The following is a 17784-nucleotide window of genomic DNA, read 5'->3' as shown; positions in this document are numbered from 1 at the left end:
ATGAGATTGTAATAAAATAAATGGCGCTTTACGTAAGTATTTTGCGCTTATTGTTACTTATAGAATAAAGTAACGTTATATGTATATTTCAATAAAAAAGAATTATGGATGAACATGAGTTCTTAATGCTGTTGCAGGTGCACCAGGGAATTATCCATAAGGTCTGCAGGCTTTATCGCGAGGGTAGAGAAGATCAAGAAGACCTCTTCCAGGAAATTACATACCAGCTTTGGAAAGCCTGGCCAACTTTCAGAGGGGCAGCAAAGATCACTACCTGGATGTATAGAGTTGCGTTGAATACTGCGATAGCCTCCTTTCGCAAAAAGAAACCAGCAGTAGAATACCAACCTGTATTGCCCGACCTTCCTCAGGAAGACCAAAATGAAGAGCAGATGGAACGACAAGAAAAACTATTCAGGGTACTTAAGCAGTTGGACGATAGTGAAAAAGCGATAATAACATTATATTTTGAAGAACTCAGTTATAAGCAGATTGCTGAAGTAACGGGTATCAGTGAAAATAATGTAGGGGTAAGGCTGAACAGAATCAAAAATAAAATTCAAAAACTTTTAATCAGATAAAAAGATGGAACTGGATGAACTAAAGTCAGATTGGAAAAACATTCCTATTCCTGATAAAACAAAAGAACAATTCAGCGTAATGCTGAAAGAAAATAATCACCCTGTTCTAAAAGGGATCAGGAAGCAGCTGGTTATAGAAATTGCCGGATGGACAGCATTTCTGATTTGTTATTATAGCATGTTTGATGGTGATCAAAAGCCTTTGATCATTAATCTCATATTGATCGTATCTATTTTGATCTCAATGATTCATAACGTTTCGGGGTATAATTTTGCAAGATATCTTGTTGATGGTGAAAGCATGTTGAGCTCATTAGAAAATTATTTTTCTAAAGTAAAGTGGTTTGCAATATTGTCAGTGACGTTCAGGATTATGTTTGCCATTGGCTTGCTCAGCTTTTTTAGTTACAACATCAGATTTGGACCCGAAAAATATCTTTTGGTAGCTATTGTGATCTTTATGTTTCTGATACAAATATTTATTCATAGACGTATATGGTTAAGGAGGTTGAGGCTACTTCGACAAACTATCGAGGATTTCGGAGATGAAAAATAACGTAAAATATAAGTAGCTTATTTACAAGGTGGTAAATGATAAAAGAAGAGACAGGAAGATTTAGTTTAAAAAAATGAAAATAAATCTTCCTGTTCGGATAGAATTAATCGTTACCTAAATAATTAAATCCCTAGATGTGAAAAATATTAGTCAATGCTCTCTTACATTGGCCGGGTCAGATGGTCAGTAGATACAATTAAATTAATTGTTTTTACTGACGCTGATCCTTGCTGTTTCAACACTAACTTTCTTTTTGTAATCTTATTATTTTTTGATTCAATATTTCAATACTATCCATTATCTCTTTATTCTGGTGTTTAATACTATCCAATTGCAATTGAAGTTTTTCATCTCTGATCTGACTTCTCCCATCGGGAGATGATTCACGGTTGCAAGAAATCATTGCTGATAAAAGCAGAATGCCAATAAGTAGTTTCATAATACATTTTATCGTATTAGTTGCAGATGTGTTTAAAAACTTACGGCAGTAGATATTTATCTTTTAACAAATCTTAACATTTCTGTGTTTAAACCTTTTTTTAAATCCTGACTCTATTCTACAAAACACAAAAGGAATGATATGAGAAAATTAATCTTAAGCGCTATTTTATTCATAGGAATGGGTACAATGGCATTTGCACAGCAAAATGATCAGAAAAGAGAAAGAAAAACTCCGGAAGAAAAGGCACAGCGTCTTACTGATGTATTAGGTAAAAAATTATCATTGACGGCAGATCAAAAAACAAAGATTTATGCGATAAACCTGGAGGGAATAAAAGAACAAAAAGGTAGGCATGTAAAAGGGCAAAAGCCTGACAGATCATTGTTGAAAGCAGAATTTAGCAAAAGAGATGGACAGATTAATGCTGTTTTGAATGATAATCAGCGTAAGGTATATCAGGACTGGAAAACTGAAAAAATGAATTCTATGAAAGATGGCAAAAAAGACGGGAGAAAGTTAGAAAGGAAAAAAGTGGATAAAGTATAGGGGATGTTGAAGGGGGATGGTTGAAAAGCAGCTATAATGGCTGCTTTTCTGCGTTATGGTGGTTACATAATATTTTTCAAACTCAAAGCCTGGTTAATTGTTCTCCATAAACATTTACCTAAATTTTGAGTTATGGAAGCCAACGACAAAAACAACAAACCTTTGAACAATCCAGTACAGTTAAACGATGATGCTAAATTCGAGAACCCTGATGTAGATCCAGGTTTTTTGGGGCATCAGGATGAACATGTTTTGAAAGGCAAAGAAGATAAACGTGAGCATAACATTGATGCCAATATGAGTATTAAAGAAATGAGGGAGGGGAAAGAAGGAGAAGACCAGGAGAATGACGCATTGAATTATAAAAATGACAGGGAGAATGGCGCATTCAATCCTAAAAATATCTAAAGGCGCTTAAATATTTTGGCGTTTTTGTACTTAACTTTCAAAACCAATATTGAAATTATAGAGACCTTTCTTATCTTACATCAATGTGACCTAATGATGTAATGGGTAATTTTGTTATATCAAAAAAGAAAGTACTATTATGGAATTAGGTATAGGTATGTTTGGAGATTTGTCTTTTGATGAGAAGACAGGAAAGCCACGTGATGCTAAGGTTAAGTTACAAGAGATACTGGAGCAGATCAAACTGGCTGATGAAGTTGGGTTGGATGTCTTTGGATTAGGTGAGCATCATCGTCCGGATTACGCCGTTTCATCTCCCGAGATTGTTTTGGCTGCCGCCGCAAGTATTACGAAAAATATAAAATTAACCAGTACGGTGACGGTTTTGAGCTCAGCAGAGCCTGTGAAGGTATACCAGGATTTTGCAACCATTGATCTGATTTCTAATGGCCGTGCAGAAATAGGCGTTGGAAGAGGCAGCTTCATTGAGTCTTTTCCCTTGTTTGGGTACAATTTGAGCGACTACGATCAGTTATTTGAAGAGAAGCTGGATCTGTTATTGAATATCAATAATAATGACGTGGTGAACTGGAGGGGTAAACTTCGTGCACCTCTTGTGAATCAAATGGTGCTGCCGCGCGCTACTAATGAAGGTAGATTGCCGATATGGATAGCTGTGGGAGGGACACCTGAATCGGTGCTACGTGCCGCAAAGCTTGGATTGCCATTAATTGTGGCGATTATTGGGGGAATACCAAAGCAATTTCAGCCTCTGATTAATTTTTATAAACAAGAATACGTTAAGCATGGCCATGACGTAAGTCAAATGCAGATTGGTATTCATTCGCATTCCTTTTTGAGTGATAATGAAGCAAGTACTGACCGATATTATTATAACTATGCTGCTCAAATGGACAGAATTGGAGCAACGAGAGGCTGGTCGCCATATACCAAAATGCAATATGACGGTGGCAGGGCGAAAGACGGAGCTTTGTTCATTGGCGATGCAAATGAGGTAGCCGACAAAATTTTGTACATGCATGAACTATTTGGTATTACCCGTTTTATCGGTCATATGGATGTTGGAGATCCTTCACATGCCGGTATGATGAAATCCATAGAGATTTTTGGGACTAAAGTAGCACCGATAGTCAAAAAAGCTTTGAAAAATTAATACCCATGTCCCAGTTTTATCATTCGCTTTCAAGTCCTTATGTTTTGATTGTGGCATTATTACTTATTGCTGCGATGGTTTTAAGCGTAAGGACCAGAAAACTGACCCTCATGGGGTCTGTAGCAGCTGTCATTATTGGCGGGTTGGTGTTTCTGGCTGCAGGAATGAAAGGCGTTTTGATGCTGATGATCTTTTTTCTGCTTGGTGTAGCCGCAACTGCACATAAAAAAGAATTTAAGGCAAAATTAGGTGATCAGGGTATGCAGGCAGGAGGTAGAACTGCGGGACAGGTATTGGCAAATGGTGGGGTAGCAGGATTAATGGCGGTCATGGCGCTATTATACAACAGCCATTCCGCTGTCTTTCTCTTGATGATGGCGGCAAGTCTGGCTGCCGCGCTTTCTGACACCTTGTCGTCTGAATTGGGCACAATATATGGTAAGAGGTTCTATAATATCCTGGGTTTTAAAAAAGATGAGAATGGACTGGATGGAGTAATAAGCCTGGAAGGTACTTTAATAGGCGTTTTAGGGGCGTTTATTGTTGGGTTGATCTATGCCGGAATAAGTAAAACCAGCTTATTGATTACAATTGCCGGTATTTTAGGAAATCTGATGGATTCATTACTTGGAGCAGTCTTAGAACGTAAAGGATATATAGGAAATAATCTGGTGAATTTTTTGAATACACTATTTGCTGCATTAGCGGGTATGATTTTTTATATGATCCTATAGCAATCCATATAGATAATTCATTTGAATTATGAATGCTAATTTGAAACGGAACCGTTCATGGTAAAGATTTGTGGAGCATAAGATATAACCTTGCCATAATATAAAATTAACAGCACTGGCCTAGCTTTGCGGCATAAATATTTGGTTAGTATTTATACGTTTAGGTTTAGTTGATAAAAGAAGCCATGATGGATGTCAGGGCTTTTTTTTATCTTCACCGCTGTTTAAATGAAGTGTTATGACTGAAACGGAATATTTGCAATTCTGCAAAGAACAAATCAACGGACCATTAAAAGAAGAAGACCTGATCACCATGCTGACTGCCTGGGGTGCGATTAATTATTCGTTGGGCTACAATAAAGCTTTGACAGACAATAATATAGAAGTTAAGAAGGAGCAGTAGCATTGCATGCTATGATCAGTTAGGTGGATAACTATCAAAAAGTGGATAAATAAGCTAAACTTCTAAAAATCAGAGATGTTATTTAGATACATTAAGATCATGAGCTATGAAAAAATGTATTTATGTCGTAGAAGACAATGCCGCAATAAGAGAAGTCATTGAATTTATGCTTACTGAGGAGCTTTATGATGTAGTAGTTTCGCCTACAGCCACTGAATTCTGGAAGCAGATGCAAAACCATACGCCTGACATGATTGTGCTTGATGTGATGCTTCCTGACGGTAATGGGTTGGACATCTGCAACCAATTGAAATGTAATATCAAAACACATAACATTCCTGTAATGGTGATGTCGGCCAACAATAACATTAACAAGGTTAAATCAAAATGTACGGCAGATGATTTTATCAATAAACCATTTGATCTGGATGATTTTGCAAACCGGATAGAATATTACATTCCAAACTGATGAATTAAGAGAAATCTTTATCTTCATCGGATGAAAAAAAACAGCCTGTTCAATTGGAGTGGAGGAAAAGATAGTACACTGGCACTTCATTATGTGCTGCAGGATAAAAGCTTTGATGTTCAGTATTTGCTGACCACGGTTAATGAAGCATACAATCGTGTTAGTATGCATGGTGTAAGGGAAAGTCTTTTAATCGAACAGGTAAAAAGTTTGGATATTCCACTTTACCAGATAAGATTGCCCGAGTCGCCTGATATGGCAGCGTACGAGGCGCATATGCACAAGCATTTGTCATTTCTAAAGGCAGAAGGCATCACACACTCTATATTTGGTGATCTGTTTTTAGAAGATTTGAAAACCTATAGAGAAAAGAAGTTAAGGGAACTAGGCATTGAAGCCGTTTTCCCGATATGGAAGAGAGATACTACGGAAGTTTTAAAAACCTTTATTTCTTTGGGATACAAGACAGTCGTTGTATGTGCCGAAGCAGGCCTGGAAGAATTTGTCGGTAGAATAATTGATGAAAGTTTTATTGAAGATCTGCCTTCAGATGTTGATCCATGTGGTGAAAATGGCGAATTTCATACCTTTGTTTTTGACGGCCCAATCTTCAAAAAACCAATAAACTTTGCCCTTGGGGAGAAGGTGTTTAAAACATATCCTTCTCCCAATGGGCAGATAGATGAGACCACCGGATACTGGTATATAGACCTGGTTTAGTTATTTTGAATCAGACAAATACTTTGTTCTGTGCCGATCTGCTGAAGGAAATATTCATCGTGAGAAATGCGCTCGCCACTTTTGATTTGAACATTCAGGGGCTCTTTCCAGAGCAATTGCTCTTCGTATCCATAATTAACATCCTTCGCATTAATCAACGTCTTTCCATTATGAAGTTCGGAGTTGCTGAAGCTCATCTTCATTTGGTCTATATCTGCTACAGAAGCACGCAATTGATGTAATTCTCTTGAAATGGTGTCTACTTTTCCGGCATGAATGTCTTTGATCTGAGACGTGCTTTTTTCTGCGTTATTTTTGAGTGTATTCATCGAAATTGTAGGAAGCCCTGCTTTTTCTTTCCTTTAGCATCTAGCTTTTCCTGACGTTCTATAGATTCCCTTTCTACTTCTTTGGCTTTACGAAGCGCTTTTTCTTTGCTTTTCAAATTCTGGTTCAACGCATTGTTTTCAATGCTTTTTTGTTGTGCATAAAAATCATAATTGCCGCCATATACATTAATACCATGCTTATTGAGCTCGTAAACTTTAGTGAGGGAATTCAACAACATTCTGTCGTGGCTTACGACCACTAATGTATTTGTAGTATGATTTATATAATCATAAAGAATATTTCTGCTAGAGAGATCTAAATGATTACTCGGCTCATCCAGCAATACAATTTCAGGTTTATGGATATTAATTCCGGCGAGGAATACTTTGGTTTTCTGGCCCCCACTGAGTGTCCCCATTTTTTGCGATAAATCTAAATTATCTAACTTCCAATGGGCAAGCGCTTGATTACAGCGATCTTCAATTGTCCAATCGTCATTGAGTAGGTCCAGATTTGCATCAGTTGTATTTCCATCAAGGATTTCTCTTAAAGCCTGGAGTTTATATCCGATACGTAGGCTTGGGCAATGCTATAATCATTAAACTGCCCAAAAAGCTGTGGTACATAATAAGGTTTAGAACTCACGGATGCAAGGCCTTTTGCAGGATTCAGGTGTCCGGCTAGAATTTTTAAAAGCGTAGACTTGCCCGAACCATTGTTACCAATTAATGCGATTTTGTCTTTTTTATTAATGATGAGGTTTATATCATTAAATAATATGCCTCCATCGGAATGTATATGAGTGATGTTTTGAAGAATAAGCATAATTTCTTTCTTTAAAAAGTGAATAATTAAAAGAGAAAAGAAATTATATCTTACATCGATTTTTTGTTTGTTAGTGCACCCAAAAGTAGTGAATTCTAAAATAGAATCAAATTCACTTAGGTTAACTTTGCAAGTCAATCATCATAAAGCTTTGGTATTGAAGGCATAACATTGCCAGTGGCATTAGAAAAAGTTCCTTAAAAGGAAAAACGGGAATAAATCCTAAGATCTATCCCCGTTTTAAATTAACGCTCTCGGAAGCAAATATAATAAAAATTTTGATGTTTGGTAACTATTTTATTATCCACCGCTAATTTTTAGTATAAATTAGCTATAATGCGGTCAAAATAAAAACAACTTATTAGCAATGAAAAAACAAATTGGATCAAAAGCAGCATTGATTTTCGGTATGCTATGTTTGCCGATGGCAATGTATGCGCAAAAGCAGGATTGGCACTTACAATCTAAAGATATAGAAAAGGTTTATGGGACGGGAGTTACCAGGGCTTATAACGAGCTTCTAAAAGGCAAGACACCTAAAACAGTTATTGTAGCGGTATTGGATGGTGGTATAGATACATTACACGAAGATTTAAGAGCTAATCTGTGGAGGAACGAAAAAGAGAAGGCAGGAAATCAGGATGTAGATGGAAACGGATATAAAGGTGATGTACTGGGTTGGAATTTCCTTGGCGGTAATGGCCAGGTAACTGCTGAAAGCTCAGAATATCAGCGTGTTTACTTTAAATATAAATCCCAGTTCGAAAATGTTCAGAATGAAAAGGATGTTAAAAAGAAAGATAGACAGCATTATCACTCATGGGTACTTAGTAAAAGCTTATTGAAAAAAGCGGATACTGTTGCACCAATAGATTTTAGGGGCAAGGAAGTAAAGGATGATTATTTTAATATTAAGGACCGTTTCTATGGAAATGCAAATTTAATGGGAGATCCATATTTTCATGGAACACACGTGGCTGGAATTATAGGTGCTGAACGTGGAAATGGAGCTGGTATGGATGGCATTGCAGCTGCGGTAAAGCTAATGGGCGTGAGGGTAGTGCCAAACGGTGATGAGTATGATAAAGATGTGGCACTTGGAATTCGTTATGCTGTAGATAACGGTGCTCAGATTATCAATATGAGTTTTGGTAAAAGAGTATCTCCAGAACGTAAAATGGTTGAAGATGCTATCCGCTATGCGGAGAAAAAAGGGGTATTGATTGTCAATGCTGCAGGAAATGAAGGTACAGATATTGACAGTATCCCTCATTATCCATCACCTTTTCATATGAAAGGAAATACGCGTGCATCAAATATGATCACAGTTGGTGCCAGCGGATCTTCAGAAACGGCTTTGGTTGCAGCTTTCAGCAATTATGGAGATCAGACAGTTGACGTGTTTGCACCAGGTGTTGGTATTTATTCGACTTTGCCAGATAATAAATATAGTCCACTATCAGGTACTAGTATGGCTACCCCGGTTGTTGCAGGTGTAGCTGCTTTAATAAAGAGCTATTACCCTCATTTAACAGCAAAGCAGGTAAAGCAGATCATTGAGCAGAGCGTTACCAAGATTGATTTTCCTGTGGTCAAACCCAAATCAGGAGGTAAAAAAGTTAAAATGACGGAACTTTGCAGAACCGGAGGCGTTGTAAATGCTTATGAAGCATTAAAGATGGCTGAAAACATGAAATAAATACAAATTCTCTCTTATACCTGATCGGAACAGGCTCTAGTCTGGTATATACTGAGAGCATAGTAAGAGTGTAATCAATCCACGGTGAGTGCACCTTTTTCCAGAAAAAAGGTGCACTCACTACTAAGCAGGTTGCTTCAGGCCTTATCGAAAACCAATTAAATTACTTTAGTAATACCAGGCAATGCGACCGGTTGGTCTTCCCACTTCAAGTCCCAGTTATATTTTTCTATCGCAGGTCCAAGCGTCTGATTGGAATTGAGTGCCTGATCCCAAGTAAGGGTCTGTCCGCTATAAGCGACCATTCTGCCCCATATAGCCAACATGGTACTGTTTGCCATTTCTACCCCTTGATTTATTGGTTTGCCATTTCTGATGCCTTCAAATAGTTCGTTATGCTGGGTTTGGTACATGTTATTTTTTTCACCACTATAAACCCACTTATTTTTGCCGGTGATTTCCTGTTTTGTCATTACATTGATCATTGCACTACCGTCAGTACCCAATACATCCATAGTGTTGCGATGCGAAGTACCCTCCTGTTGTCTGCAGAAATGATATCCTTTGGCGCCGTTTGCATATTCAAATTCAATGGCAAAATGGTCGTAAATATTGCCGAATATTTCATCTGTCCTAACCTGTCTTCCGCCGGTTCCTGTTGCGCGGACAGGTAACTGATCGCCCATTGCCCATGACATCAGGTCCAGACTATGCACAGCTTGTTCTACAATGAAATCGCCCGAAAGCCAATTGTGGTAGTGCCAGTTTCGTAGCTTATAAGTAAGGTCCGTCCAGTCCGGCTGCCGTGGATTTGACCAGTTGCCCGCACCATTTCTAAAAGTAGAAATGCTCCTGATTTCTCCTATATCTCCGTTGAGCACTTTTGCCATTGTTGCTCTGCTGGGCAGATCGTAACGGAAGCAGAAGCCAGAGACCAGGGATAGATTTTTCTCCTTTGCCAGTTTTGCCGCTTCCAGTACTTTTCTTATTCCCGGAGCATCTACAGCCACAGGCTTTTCACAAAATACATGCTTTCCTGCATGAATCGCAGCAGTAAGGTGGTCTGGTCTGAAGGAAGGAGGGGTAGTGAGCAATACTACATCAACTCCTGAGTCTATAAGTCTTTGGAAGGCATCAAAGCCTATAAATTTATTCTTTTGATCTACTTTTACCTGTTTGGCTCCTATTTCTTTGAGCGCGGTGTAGGCAGACTCAAGCCTGTCTTCGAATATATCTGCCAAAGCTGTAATTACCACATCAGGATCAGCTTTGAGTGCTTGTGAAGCAGCACCCGTACCTCTTCCGCCGCATCCAACCAATCCTACTTTAAGTTTGGGTTTAGCTGATGGGAATAAAGGGGAGGCATATCCCGTATGATACGCTAGGGTACTTCCCATCGCAATCAATCCTGTTTTTTTTAAAAACGACCTTCGATCTGTTGAATTTAAGTTTGATTTTCTGCTCATAATCTATGAAAATAGAGTTATTTGGTGATAAAAGAAAAATCGTAATGATTTTGTTATTTAAACGTTGTTAATATTGTTAAATAAGTTGCTTCTTTTGTTAATTATGCGCATTTTGTAGCAACTGAGACTACTAAAATTTATACTTATGAAATACCTGTTTTTTTTGATGCTGGTTACCACAATTTCCCCATCCGTATTTAGTCAAAACAAAGATGCTATCCTGGGCAAATGGATCAATTCATCCGGAGAAGCACACATTGAGATCACTAAACGGAGTGACAAATACTTTGGGAAAATTGTTTGGCTGAAAGAGCCAAAAGATGCAAAAGGAAATGTGAAGACTGATGTGAACAATCCAAATGCAGCGCTTCGTTCAAAACAGATTTTAGGATTAGAGATACTCAAGGATTTTGAATTTTCTGGTGATAAGTGGACTGATGGAAAAATCTACGATCCTAAATCCGGAAAAACGTATAGTTGCAATATGAGCTTAAAAAGTAATGGCGATCTTAACATGAGAGGGTATGTCGGGATTTCATTAATTGGAAGATCTGAAACCTGGAAAAAAGTAAAATAATGATCAGATATCTTATAAGTTTATTTGTTATGCTGCCCTTTTTAGGGATTGGTCAGATTTACAAGTTGGAGCCGCTGAACCAAATGGGTAATGCGAGTTTCAGAGGAATGTCTATCGTTTCTGATCAGGTTGCCTGGGTAAGTGGGAGTAATGGGACTATAGGTCGTACGGTGGATGGGGGCAAGACCTGGCAACGCATACAGCCGAAGGGCTACGAGAAATTAGATTTCAGGGATATTGAGGCTTTTGACAAAGACAGGGCGGTTACTGTCAATGCTGGTTCCCCTGCTTATGTACTGGTGACTTCAGATGGCGGGGCAACATGGAAAGAAGTTTATAAAAATGTAGATTCAGCAATATTTTTAGATGGAATGGATTTTTGGGACGATAAAAACGGAATTATTTTCGGTGATCCCATCAATAATAAAATGCAGCTGTTAAAAACAAGGGACGGTGGACTAAACTGGCAAGATGTGTCAGGGAATTTGAAATCTGATCTGAGTATGGGGGAAGCTGGATTTGCAGCCAGCGGTACTACTATCAGAACTGCAGGCAAAGGCAGGGTATGGATCGCTACTGGCGGCAGTGTGTCAAATATCTATTATTCGGATAATTATGGGTACAGCTGGAAAGTATTCAAATGTCCCATTTGGCAAGGTGAAAATAGTACCGGACCATTTTCTATCGATTTTTATAACCCAAAAACTGGTGTAGCAGTAGGAGGAAACTACCTGAAGGATAAGGAAAATCCAAATAACATATTACTTACAATGGATGGAGGTAAGACCTGGCAGAAACCTCAAAGACCTGTTGAAGGTTTTCGGTCAGGCGTTCTTTATGTGAATAAAAAAACATTGTTAGCTACAGGAACTTCAGGAACTGACGTATCTAATGATGGAGGAAAGAACTGGCACAAGATTTCAGATCTTAGTTTCAATGTTATTCAGAAAGCAAAGAAAGGGAATTTGATACTGATAGCAGGGAATAAGGGACAAATATATCAACTGAAGATTAGTGATGATAAATAAAGTTCATCATATTGCTGTTATTTGCCAGGACTATGAAGCGTCTAAAAAATTTTATATAGATGTGTTGGGACTGAAGGTAATCAGGGAAGTTTATAGAGAAAAACGAAAATCTTATAAATTAGATCTTGCCCTCAATGGTGAGTATATCATTGAGCTGTTTTCTTTTCCTGATCCTGTTGTAAGGCCATCCAGACCAGAGGCGGTAGGATTGCGGCACCTGGCGTTTGAGGTGGATGACATTGGAGAAGTTGTCATTAGACTGAATAATCTGGGTGTGATTGCAGAGCCAGTCAGAATAGATGAATTTACTGGTAAGCGCTTTACTTTTATCACCGATCCCGACCTGCTACCCATAGAATTTTATGAAAAATAATTTTTTTACAGGGTGATACAATAAATGTAATATTTGATCGTCTATATATATGAGAGCGTTAATTTAGATAGCGGGGATACGGTGGATTGCTGTATCCCCGTTTCTTTTGCAAAGATTTTTAAATAAGAAAAGCCAGGTCATCCAACCTGGCTTTCTTTTTAAACAAAACTTAGATCTAACCAAACATCTAAAGATTCAGACAATTATGAGAACTGTACTGGACGTCAAGGGCGGATTCGAACCGCCGTCAAAGGTTTTGCAGACCCTTACCTAACCACTCGGCCACATGACTATATTTTAATTCAAAAGCAGCTCCCTGCGTTTGATGATACAAATATATATAAAGTCTATTAAATTACTAGACTTTTTTTAAAATATTTTTTAATGCTTAAAATCTAAGAAAGGTTATGTCTGATGGTCACTGATGTTGTCTTGAAAATGCAAATAAAACAGAAAAGCCAGATTGGCGGTGTGGCTTATGCTGTATATAGGAAATGGAAGGGTTTAAAATAGTCTGAACGTGTAGTTAGGTGTGAAAAACAATTAATTGTCCGGAGGTGTTCTATATCTACATCACCTAACAATTAAAACATGGAAAATAAAGAAAAATCGCGCGATAGTTCCAACAACACACAGGCAACTGATGAACATATTGTGACACTTGAGGGAGAAGAGGCATTAAAAAAACTGAAGCATATAGCAACAAGTGCTGAAAACTGCTTTTTCTGCACCAACATCAAGACCGGATTGCCATTATCTGTAAGACCAATGTCTGTACTTCAGGTTGATGATGAAGGAAATCTATGGTTCATGAGTATGAATGACAGCACTAAAAATAAAGAACTTGAATCAGATCCTTTTACACACCTATTTTTTCAGGAAAACAAAAATTCGGGATTTCTGAATATAAATGGAATTACCGAAGTAAGTACCGATCAGAAAAAAATTGATGAGCTTTGGAATCCGTTGCTAAAAGTATGGTTTCAGGATGGTAAAGAGGATGAACATATTAGTCTTCTAAAGGTAATTCCAACAAATGTTTATTACTGGGATACCAAACATGGGGAGATGATCGCCTTTGTTAAAATGGCTGCTTCGATAATAACGGGAAAGACTATGGACGATTCTGTAGAAGGCAAATTAGAAATCTAAGTAAATCGGAATTTTTAAGGTCGCTAATAAATAGCGCTGATTATATAGATAATAAAATAAAGTTTTCTTATTTTGGCTAACACTTTATCGTTTTAGCAAGTAATATGAAAAGAATTTTATTATCTATTTTACTGAGTTACTCTGCAGTTTATGCTCAGCAGCGAAAAGCTCCGGCTTATCCACTAGTAGCTCATGATCCTTATTTTAGTATCTGGTCTTCTTCAGATACTTTAAATGCAGGAACCACAAAACATTGGACAGGCGCTAATCATTCTCTTACAGGTATGATTAGTGTTGACGGCAAAATATATAGTTTCCTTGGGAAATTTGAAAAGGTATATCAATCAGTAGTGCCAGCTGCAGATGAGAGGCCTCAAGTAATGGCGTACAATGAATCCAAACCCTCATCTGATTGGGCAAATATTAATTTTAATGACGGAAATTGGAAAACAGCTTTAGGCCCTGCAGGAAGTGAGCCCTCACAGGCTAAAACTCCATGGAAAAAAGATGAGATATGGGTACGGAGGGTATTCAATCTTAATCAGATCAGCAGGAATAAACTCTTTCTTCAGATCAGACATGACGATAAGGCTACTGTTTTTTTAAATGGAAAGGAAATATACAGCAGACAAAAGCTGGAAGGTAAGTTTATTTACATTCCGTTGGATGATGAAGCAAAAAAGATGCTTAAAAAAGGAAAAAATGTCCTGGCTGTTTATGCGGTGAATACCGGAGGCCCATCATTTTTAGATGTCGGTTTGGTAGAGGAACCTTCTGGTGAGGATGCGGTGCGGGTCGTTGATGCCCAACAAAAAAGTATGCAGATTAACGCAACCCAAACCATTTATCAATTTACAGCCGGAAAGGTAGATTTGACACTTACATTCACTTCTCCGCAGTTAATGGACGATCTTAATTTACTTTCGAGACCTGTGACTTATATCTCGGCACAAATGAAATCAAACGATGAAGTACAGCATGATGTGAAACTATATTTTGGTGCATCGACTGCTATCGCCACGCACACCACATTTCAGCCTGTAGTTGCTAAGAAGTATAGCTCAAACAACTTGTCTATATTGAAAGCAGGCACAGTTGAGCAACCTATGTTAAAAAGGGCGGGAGATGATGTAAGAATTGATTGGGGGTACATGTACGTGGCTGTGCCTTCTGATTATAAAAGCATGCAAAGTATTTCCACAACGGCTGATGCACCTAAATCTTTGTTGGCCAAAGGGGATAAAGACGCAAAAGAACTGACTGGAGAAAAATTGGTATTGAATACGGTTGTTCCAGTTGGTAAAGTTGGAACTATAGTCAAAGAAAGTAATATAATGCTCGGTTATGACGATCTGTATTCGGTTCAATACTTTAAAGCCAACCTAAGACCGTGGTGGAACAATAATGGGCAGCAAACGATCGAAGGGCAATTGGCCCTGGCATTTAAAGATTCGAAAGCCATATTGCAAAAGTGTGCGGCTTTTGATAAAAAGTTATATAATGACGCGGTTAAAAGTGGAGGTGAAGCTTATGCGCAATTGTGTATACTTGCTTACAGGCAGGCGATTACTGCTCATAAACTCGTTAAAAGTCCGGATGGTGAGATCTTGTTTTTGTCGAAGGAAAACTATAGTAATGGTTCCATAGGGACAGTAGACATCACTTATCCATCAGCGCCATTGTTTTTAATTTACAATCCTGAACTGTTGAAGGGGATGCTGAATGGCATTTTCTATTTTAGTGAAAGTGGTAAATGGAACAAGCCTTATGCTGCTCATGATCTCGGTACTTATCCGCTGGCGAATGGGCAAACTTACGGAGAGGATATGCCTGTTGAGGAATCCGGGAATATGCTCATTCTTGCTGCGGCAATATCTAAAACGGAAGGCAATGCCTTTTATGCTAAAAAGCACTGGAAAACTTTGAGCATTTGGGCTGAGTATCTGAGTGAAAAGGGCTTGGATCCGGAAAACCAACTTTCTACTGACGATTTTGCTGGGCATCTTGCCAGAAACGCCAATTTATCGGTGAAAGCAATTGTTGCATTAGGAGGGTATGGAATGATGGCTAATATGCTTGGAGAGAAAGCGACCGGAGAAAAATATACTGCAATGGCTAAGGATATGGCGAGAAAGTGGATGCAGCTGGCGGATGCCGGAGACCATTATGCACTAACTTTTAATGATAAAAATACCTGGAGTCAGAAGTACAACCTGGTATGGGACAAAGTATTAAGTTTGAACCTTTTTCCTAAGGAAGTTTATGAAAAAGAAGTGAAGTATTACCTGACCAAACAGCAGAAATATGGATTGCCGTTAGATAGCCGCAAGACCTATACCAAATCAGACTGGATCACATGGACGGCCACACTAGCAAATAATCGTAAAGATTTTGAGGCATTGATTGCCCCGGTATATAAGTATGCATTGGAGACACCTGACAGAGTCCCAATGAGCGACTGGTATGAAACACTTGATGCCAGGCGTCAGAATTTTACTGCCCGAAGTGTAGTGGGCGGATTTTATATTAAAATGCTTGAAGATAAGTTGAAAAAGTAATTGGTATTTATTGCAGCGGTATTGACTCACTTAATTGCTGTATTTAGTAATATTGCATATGTTCGAATCTTCAAAAAAAGTAGTTGTTAAACTCGATAAAAAGGCTGCACTTGCAAAAGCTGAGCATTATTGTGCTTATCAGGAACGTTCACAGCAGGAGGTGAGGGATAAACTGTATGAATGGGGATTGTGGAGTAACGATGTTGAAGAAACGATTTCTGAGCTTATACAGACTAATTTTTTAAATGAAGAACGCTTTGCTATGGCTTACGTGTCAGGTAAGTTTAATATCAAAGGCTGGGGGAAGATCAAAATTAAACAGGGACTGAAGCTGAAAAAAGTTCCGGATAAGATGATCGTGAATGTATTGAAGACGATAAATTATGATGATTATCTGAGAACGATATTAACATGTGCAGAGAAGAAGTTGAAGACAATTTCTGAAAAGGAAGCCTATAAAAGAAAATATAAGCTTGTAAATTACCTTTTGACTAGAGGTTTTGAAAATGATTTAATTTTAGAGGTACTGAAAAACAATAACTTAACCTGATTGTAGCATTTTTTATGAAAAATAACTTGACGGAAATATAAATCTGCTTATATTTGCATTCCCAAACGGAAACAAAGGGTGTAATTAAAAAAAACCTTTTAGAGTTTGGAATGATATCGGAGATGTCAAAGATCATGCGAAAGTAGCTCAGTTGGTAGAGCACGACCTTGCCAAGGTCGGGGTCGCGAGTTCGAATCTCGTCTTTCGCTCTAAATGCCTTCTTTAGAAGGCATTTAATTTTAAAAGGTTATTCACCTGCTCAGATGGTGGAACTGGTAGACACGCAGGACTTAAAATCCTGTGACCTTAAAAGTCGTGCGGGTTCGATTCCCGCTCTGAGTACAAAAGTAACGAAGCCCTGTAGATTCTACAGGGCTTTTTTTATTTCACAATTATCGATTTATGAACATTTAGGGGCTATTTATTAATTTATTGCTAAAAAGATGTAAATTGGCTCATCCAAGGAACCCTCAGTCATCAGCTCCTAATATGAGTCAAAAAAGAGTACTAAAAGTCGGATTAGATTCTGCAGCACCATTTCCAATGCATTCAGATTATAATGCCGAGAATTTTGAAGGCTTTGAGGTCGATTTAATGAAAGCAATTACTGAATTGCTGGATTTGGAGGTGGAGTACGAAGTATCATTATGGTCTAACATATTGGAAAAACTCTTTAAAGGTGAACTCGATTTAATTTGCTCTGCAGTTACTGTAACGGCATCCAGAAGGCATATTTTGGAGTTTAGCAACCCTTACCTTCACTTCAGGCTTTGTGCAGTCGTTAATCAGGCTGATTCTCTTTTAGAGATCGCTGATTTTAAAAATAAGACTATTGGGATCAGAGAAGCTACTGAGGCGGAAAAATATGTACATACTCATTTTCCTGCGAATAACATGGTGCATGCAGAAACAAACAGGGAGCTTTACAGAAAATTACAGGCGGGTAAGATAGATATGCTTATTGACGACTCACCAATTGCAGGAGGTTTTCTTCAAAAAAATAAAAAACTTAAGGTAGGAATGTATCTTCCCAGAACGGATTCACAATATGCAATAGCTATGAAGAAGGGTGATCTGAAGCTTAAGGAACAGTTTGACGGGGCGCTTACAACATTAAAGGAAAATGGAATGTATCAGAACATTTATAAAAAGTGGTTCGCTGACATTCAATTTTAATTCACTGAAAAAATATT

The 17784-nt window shown here is 38.1% G+C and carries 22 protein-coding genes and 3 tRNA genes; 19 read left to right on the top strand and 6 right to left on the bottom strand.

Annotation, left to right across the window (positions count from 1 at the left end):
* The first annotated feature begins 104 nt into the window (after nt 1-104).
* The gene (locus tag FA047_RS13365) at nt 105-581 is read left to right on the top strand and encodes an RNA polymerase sigma factor (RefSeq protein WP_136836557.1); all 477 of its coding nucleotides are present in this window, start codon (nt 105-107) and stop codon (nt 579-581) included.
* A gap of 4 nt (nt 582-585) precedes the next feature.
* The gene (locus FA047_RS13360; RefSeq protein ID WP_136836556.1) at nt 586-1137 is read left to right on the top strand and encodes a hypothetical protein; all 552 of its coding nucleotides are present in this window, start codon (nt 586-588) and stop codon (nt 1135-1137) included.
* A gap of 241 nt (nt 1138-1378) precedes the next feature.
* Here FA047_RS13360 and FA047_RS13355 read toward each other — a convergent pair whose 3' ends face one another.
* Nucleotides 1379-1576: a hypothetical protein gene (locus tag FA047_RS13355; RefSeq protein ID WP_136836555.1), complete on the bottom strand. Its 198-nt coding sequence runs from the start codon at nt 1574-1576 to the stop codon at nt 1379-1381.
* Between the two features lie 141 nt (nt 1577-1717).
* Here FA047_RS13355 and FA047_RS13350 point away from each other — a divergent pair, with 141 nt between their 5' ends.
* The 7 genes from FA047_RS13350 (at nt 1718) to FA047_RS13325 (ending at nt 6033) form a co-directional block, all read left to right on the top strand.
* A complete protein-coding gene (locus FA047_RS13350) occupies nt 1718-2125 on the top strand; it encodes a hypothetical protein (RefSeq protein WP_136836554.1) in 408 nt (135 codons plus the stop codon).
* 132 nt (nt 2126-2257) lie between these two features.
* Nucleotides 2258-2533, top strand: coding sequence for a hypothetical protein (locus FA047_RS13345; RefSeq protein WP_136836553.1), 276 nt, complete (start codon nt 2258-2260; stop codon nt 2531-2533).
* A 139-nt stretch (nt 2534-2672) separates the two neighbouring features.
* A complete protein-coding gene (locus FA047_RS13340) occupies nt 2673-3707 on the top strand; it encodes an Atu2307/SP_0267 family LLM class monooxygenase (protein ID WP_136836552.1) in 1035 nt (344 codons plus the stop codon).
* A 50-nt stretch (nt 3708-3757) separates the two neighbouring features.
* Nucleotides 3758-4441, top strand: a complete 684-nt coding sequence (locus FA047_RS13335) for a DUF92 domain-containing protein (RefSeq protein ID WP_225872728.1) — start codon at nt 3758-3760, stop codon at nt 4439-4441.
* 238 nt (nt 4442-4679) lie between these two features.
* Entirely contained in the window at nt 4680-4844 is a 165-nt protein-coding gene (locus FA047_RS20530) for a hypothetical protein (protein WP_169304404.1), read from the top strand.
* Between the two features lie 106 nt (nt 4845-4950).
* Complete coding sequence (locus FA047_RS13330) at nt 4951-5313, top strand: response regulator transcription factor (protein ID WP_136836550.1); 363 nt, start codon at nt 4951-4953, stop codon at nt 5311-5313.
* 30 nt (nt 5314-5343) lie between these two features.
* Nucleotides 5344-6033, top strand: a complete 690-nt coding sequence (locus tag FA047_RS13325; RefSeq protein WP_136836549.1) for a Dph6-related ATP pyrophosphatase — start codon at nt 5344-5346, stop codon at nt 6031-6033.
* Here the strand turns inward: FA047_RS13325 and FA047_RS20880 are convergent.
* The 3 genes from FA047_RS20880 to FA047_RS21010 all read right to left on the bottom strand — a co-directional run bounded on the left by FA047_RS20880 (nt 6030) and on the right by FA047_RS21010 (nt 7188).
* Nucleotides 6030-6362, bottom strand: coding sequence for a hypothetical protein (locus tag FA047_RS20880; protein ID WP_225872727.1), 333 nt, complete (start codon nt 6360-6362; stop codon nt 6030-6032). The two genes, FA047_RS13325 and FA047_RS20880, sit on opposite strands and share 4 nt — an antisense overlap.
* On the bottom strand, nt 6359-6847 hold the full coding sequence (locus FA047_RS21015; RefSeq protein ID WP_262709994.1) for an ATP-binding cassette domain-containing protein: 489 nt from the start codon (nt 6845-6847) through the stop codon (nt 6359-6361). The genes FA047_RS20880 and FA047_RS21015 overlap by 4 nt, the downstream gene beginning before the upstream one ends.
* Before the next feature lie 62 nt (nt 6848-6909).
* On the bottom strand, nt 6910-7188 hold the full coding sequence (locus FA047_RS21010) for an ATP-binding cassette domain-containing protein (protein WP_262709989.1): 279 nt from the start codon (nt 7186-7188) through the stop codon (nt 6910-6912).
* 367 nt (nt 7189-7555) lie between these two features.
* Between FA047_RS21010 and FA047_RS13315 the strand changes: the two genes are divergently transcribed.
* A complete protein-coding gene (locus tag FA047_RS13315) occupies nt 7556-8887 on the top strand; it encodes a S8 family peptidase (RefSeq protein WP_136836548.1) in 1332 nt (443 codons plus the stop codon).
* Nucleotides 8888-9045: 158 nt separating this feature from the next.
* Here the strand turns inward: FA047_RS13315 and FA047_RS13310 are convergent, their stop codons facing one another.
* Entirely contained in the window at nt 9046-10353 is a 1308-nt protein-coding gene (locus FA047_RS13310) for a Gfo/Idh/MocA family protein (protein WP_136836547.1), read from the bottom strand.
* 145 nt (nt 10354-10498) lie between these two features.
* On the opposite strand from FA047_RS13310, the gene FA047_RS13305 reads away from it, so the two are divergent.
* The 3 genes from FA047_RS13305 to gloA2 are packed head-to-tail and all read left to right on the top strand — an operon-like array spanning nt 10499 to nt 12331.
* Nucleotides 10499-10930, top strand: coding sequence for a DUF2147 domain-containing protein (locus FA047_RS13305; protein ID WP_136836546.1), 432 nt, complete (start codon nt 10499-10501; stop codon nt 10928-10930).
* 29 nt (nt 10931-10959) lie between these two features.
* Nucleotides 10960-11958 carry a WD40/YVTN/BNR-like repeat-containing protein gene (locus FA047_RS13300; RefSeq protein WP_225872726.1) on the top strand — a complete coding sequence of 333 codons (999 nt, stop codon included), beginning with the start codon at nt 10960-10962 and terminating at the stop codon, nt 11956-11958.
* Nucleotides 11948-12331 carry an SMU1112c/YaeR family gloxylase I-like metalloprotein gene (gloA2, locus tag FA047_RS13295; RefSeq protein ID WP_136836544.1) on the top strand — a complete coding sequence of 128 codons (384 nt, stop codon included), beginning with the start codon at nt 11948-11950 and terminating at the stop codon, nt 12329-12331. Before FA047_RS13300 ends, gloA2 begins: the two co-directional genes overlap by 11 nt.
* 218 nt (nt 12332-12549) lie before the next feature.
* Here the strand turns inward: gloA2 and FA047_RS13290 are convergent.
* Nucleotides 12550-12623 (bottom strand) — tRNA-Cys (locus tag FA047_RS13290).
* A gap of 299 nt (nt 12624-12922) precedes the next feature.
* On the opposite strand from FA047_RS13290, the gene FA047_RS13285 reads away from it, so the two are divergent.
* The 6 genes from FA047_RS13285 to FA047_RS13260 all read left to right on the top strand — a co-directional run bounded on the left by FA047_RS13285 (nt 12923) and on the right by FA047_RS13260 (nt 17767).
* Entirely contained in the window at nt 12923-13483 is a 561-nt protein-coding gene (locus tag FA047_RS13285) for a pyridoxamine 5'-phosphate oxidase family protein (RefSeq protein ID WP_136836543.1), read from the top strand.
* Between the two features lie 104 nt (nt 13484-13587).
* Complete coding sequence (locus FA047_RS13280; protein ID WP_136836542.1) at nt 13588-16041, top strand: glutaminase family protein; 2454 nt, start codon at nt 13588-13590, stop codon at nt 16039-16041.
* A 58-nt stretch (nt 16042-16099) separates the two neighbouring features.
* Nucleotides 16100-16591: a regulatory protein RecX gene (locus tag FA047_RS13275; RefSeq protein WP_136836541.1), complete on the top strand. Its 492-nt coding sequence runs from the start codon at nt 16100-16102 to the stop codon at nt 16589-16591.
* A gap of 136 nt (nt 16592-16727) precedes the next feature.
* Nucleotides 16728-16800 (top strand) — tRNA-Gly (locus tag FA047_RS13270).
* Between the two features lie 48 nt (nt 16801-16848).
* A tRNA-Leu gene (locus FA047_RS13265) sits at nt 16849-16933 on the top strand.
* Nucleotides 16934-17080: 147 nt separating this feature from the next.
* Nucleotides 17081-17767, top strand: coding sequence for a substrate-binding periplasmic protein (locus FA047_RS13260; RefSeq protein ID WP_136836540.1), 687 nt, complete (start codon nt 17081-17083; stop codon nt 17765-17767).
* Nucleotides 17768-17784 lie beyond the last annotated feature (17 nt).

The sequence above is a fragment of the Pedobacter frigoris genome (genome assembly GCF_005116445.1).
Classification (GTDB): domain Bacteria; phylum Bacteroidota; class Bacteroidia; order Sphingobacteriales; family Sphingobacteriaceae; genus Pedobacter; species Pedobacter frigoris.
Note: the sequence above shows the minus strand (reverse complement) of the source record. Positions and strands in the feature narration are given on the sequence as shown.

What these genes read in the sequence shown, in the direction of transcription:
- FA047_RS13355 (WP_136836555.1), bottom strand. Translation starts at nt 1,576, where the DNA reads ATGAAACTACTTATTGGCATTCTGCTTTTATCAGCAATGATTTCTTGC.
- FA047_RS13330 (WP_136836550.1), top strand. Translation starts at nt 4,951, where the DNA reads ATGAAAAAATGTATTTATGTCGTAGAAGACAATGCCGCAATAAGAGAA.
- FA047_RS13300 (WP_225872726.1), top strand. Translation starts at nt 10,960, where the DNA reads ATGCTGCCCTTTTTAGGGATTGGTCAGATTTACAAGTTGGAGCCGCTG.
- gloA2 (WP_136836544.1), top strand. Translation starts at nt 11,948, where the DNA reads ATGATAAATAAAGTTCATCATATTGCTGTTATTTGCCAGGACTATGAA.
- FA047_RS13260 (WP_136836540.1), top strand. Translation starts at nt 17,081, where the DNA reads ATGAGTCAAAAAAGAGTACTAAAAGTCGGATTAGATTCTGCAGCACCA.
- FA047_RS13315 (WP_136836548.1), top strand. Translation starts at nt 7,556, where the DNA reads ATGAAAAAACAAATTGGATCAAAAGCAGCATTGATTTTCGGTATGCTA.
- FA047_RS13360 (WP_136836556.1), top strand. Translation starts at nt 586, where the DNA reads ATGGAACTGGATGAACTAAAGTCAGATTGGAAAAACATTCCTATTCCT.
- FA047_RS13340 (WP_136836552.1), top strand. Translation starts at nt 2,673, where the DNA reads ATGGAATTAGGTATAGGTATGTTTGGAGATTTGTCTTTTGATGAGAAG.
- FA047_RS13325 (WP_136836549.1), top strand. Translation starts at nt 5,344, where the DNA reads ATGAAAAAAAACAGCCTGTTCAATTGGAGTGGAGGAAAAGATAGTACA.
- FA047_RS13365 (WP_136836557.1), top strand. Translation starts at nt 105, where the DNA reads ATGGATGAACATGAGTTCTTAATGCTGTTGCAGGTGCACCAGGGAATT.
- FA047_RS13275 (WP_136836541.1), top strand. Translation starts at nt 16,100, where the DNA reads ATGTTCGAATCTTCAAAAAAAGTAGTTGTTAAACTCGATAAAAAGGCT.
- FA047_RS20880 (WP_225872727.1), bottom strand. Translation starts at nt 6,362, where the DNA reads ATGAATACACTCAAAAATAACGCAGAAAAAAGCACGTCTCAGATCAAA.
- FA047_RS13310 (WP_136836547.1), bottom strand. Translation starts at nt 10,353, where the DNA reads ATGAGCAGAAAATCAAACTTAAATTCAACAGATCGAAGGTCGTTTTTA.
- FA047_RS21010 (WP_262709989.1), bottom strand. Translation starts at nt 7,188, where the DNA reads ATGCTTATTCTTCAAAACATCACTCATATACATTCCGATGGAGGCATA.
- FA047_RS20530 (WP_169304404.1), top strand. Translation starts at nt 4,680, where the DNA reads ATGACTGAAACGGAATATTTGCAATTCTGCAAAGAACAAATCAACGGA.
- FA047_RS13285 (WP_136836543.1), top strand. Translation starts at nt 12,923, where the DNA reads ATGGAAAATAAAGAAAAATCGCGCGATAGTTCCAACAACACACAGGCA.
- FA047_RS13350 (WP_136836554.1), top strand. Translation starts at nt 1,718, where the DNA reads ATGAGAAAATTAATCTTAAGCGCTATTTTATTCATAGGAATGGGTACA.
- FA047_RS13280 (WP_136836542.1), top strand. Translation starts at nt 13,588, where the DNA reads ATGAAAAGAATTTTATTATCTATTTTACTGAGTTACTCTGCAGTTTAT.
- FA047_RS13305 (WP_136836546.1), top strand. Translation starts at nt 10,499, where the DNA reads ATGAAATACCTGTTTTTTTTGATGCTGGTTACCACAATTTCCCCATCC.
- FA047_RS13345 (WP_136836553.1), top strand. Translation starts at nt 2,258, where the DNA reads ATGGAAGCCAACGACAAAAACAACAAACCTTTGAACAATCCAGTACAG.